Source organism: Rhizobium sp. PRIMUS64 (assembly GCF_023006465.1).
In the GTDB taxonomy this organism is placed as follows: domain Bacteria; phylum Pseudomonadota; class Alphaproteobacteria; order Rhizobiales; family Rhizobiaceae; genus Rhizobium; species Rhizobium leguminosarum.
Genome location: NZ_JALBGX010000286.1, coordinates 1 through 1,445, shown reverse-complemented (window position 1 = coordinate 1,445; position 1,445 = coordinate 1). Strand labels below are relative to the sequence as shown.

The following is a 1,445-nucleotide window of genomic DNA, read 5'->3' as shown; positions in this document are numbered from 1 at the left end:
AGCTCCGGAGACTGCGCCGCTCGCGCCTGCTCGGCCTCAGCGGCCCGCTGCTGCCGTTTTACGCGGCCTTCGACGTCGAGCTGGATCACGCTCGACTGCGCAGGATACTGCGCCGCCCAACGCTCCCGATCGGCTTCGAACTTGTCGAGGCTCGCCCGCAGCTTCTGATCGCGCCATTCCAGACCCGTTCCGCCCGAGATCTGCGGATTGGGCTTGGCGTCGAAAGCGCCCTGGCGCAGGTCGACGTCGAGCGGATTGGCGAGCTTGACGCCCGTCGCATCCTGCACTTCCTTGATGTAGCCGGCATAGGCGTCATAGCGCGCCGCATCGTCGGCGACGACGTTTTCGATGACGCGCTGCGTTTCATCGCTGGCCGTTGCAAGACGCCCGAATGCTTCGCCCCATGTTTCCGGCCCATCCGAAGAGCTCTTGGGAAGTTTTGCGGGATCCGGAAAGCGACCTTTCCAGGGATCCTCTGTCAGGCCGTAGAGCTTAGCCTGATCGTCGTGAAGCTTTTCGGCGTAGGCGGTCGCGGCATCCGCAGTGCGGAACTTTCCAAGATGCTGCCCGCTTTCGTGATAGAGCTTGATCGCGTCGTCGTCGGACAGAATACGGCCATCCGGCGAGACGGTCGGCACAAGGACTTCGCTGCCGTCTTCTTCGAACGACATTGACCGGACGGTGCTTACAGAACCGTCGCTGTTTTGCACTCGGGGCCGGTTCTGCAGATCGACGTTGCCGGCCTCGATCAAGTCATCGGGCGGCCCACTCATCGCCAGGCCTCGGGAACACGTGCCTGCAGCTTGTCGCGCATGCCGGCAACATCAAGCACGATCGGATTGCCTTTGTCGTCGGCGATAAACATCGGTGAGGATCCTGCAGGGTCGCCGAGCGCGAAGGCATAGCCGCCTTTGACCGCGACCGGGATCCCCTTCTGATAGTCGGCCGCCGTCCAGGTTTTGCCGTTCCTGCCCTTGACGCTGCCGATGTCAGCATCTGTCAGCGAGCCGATTACGTCGGGGAACTTGTCGGCGCGGATCGAGGGCGGCACCACAACCTTGACCGCCCGGTACCAGGTGCCGCGATCGTAATCGCCGAAGCCGCCGAACTGGACGTTGTTGACGAAGGTGGCGCCGGCGGCCTCCTGGTAGGCGCGCTGATAGACGTCCTTAGCATCGTCCTTCTTTGGATCGATGCCGGCATCGTAGAGGCGCTTGCGCGCGATCGCTGCCGCGGCCGCATCGACGCGGTTGATCTCGCCCGGCGTGAACGCCAGCGCGTTGCCCGTTTCCTTTTGCGCGATCGGCAGCCGCTTCGTGTTCGGCATGTCGGCATAGTCTTTACCGTCGGGGCTCTTGCCATATCCTGCGATAAGATCGCGCGCCGCCTTCGGATCGCCGCCAGCGGCGACCAGGCCGCCAGAGAGCGAGACGGCGGGCGCTGCC

The 1,445-nt window shown here is 63.9% G+C and carries 2 protein-coding genes; both read right to left on the bottom strand.

Annotated features, from left to right (window positions below):
• Positions 1 to 773, bottom strand: a 773-nt coding sequence (locus MOV76_RS39105) for a hypothetical protein (protein WP_247266592.1), incomplete at its 3' end; no start/stop codon positions are given.
• The coding region (locus MOV76_RS39100) for a hypothetical protein (protein WP_247266591.1) at positions 770 to 1,445 on the bottom strand (676 nt) is incomplete at its 5' end. The genes MOV76_RS39100 and MOV76_RS39105, both read right to left, overlap by 4 nt.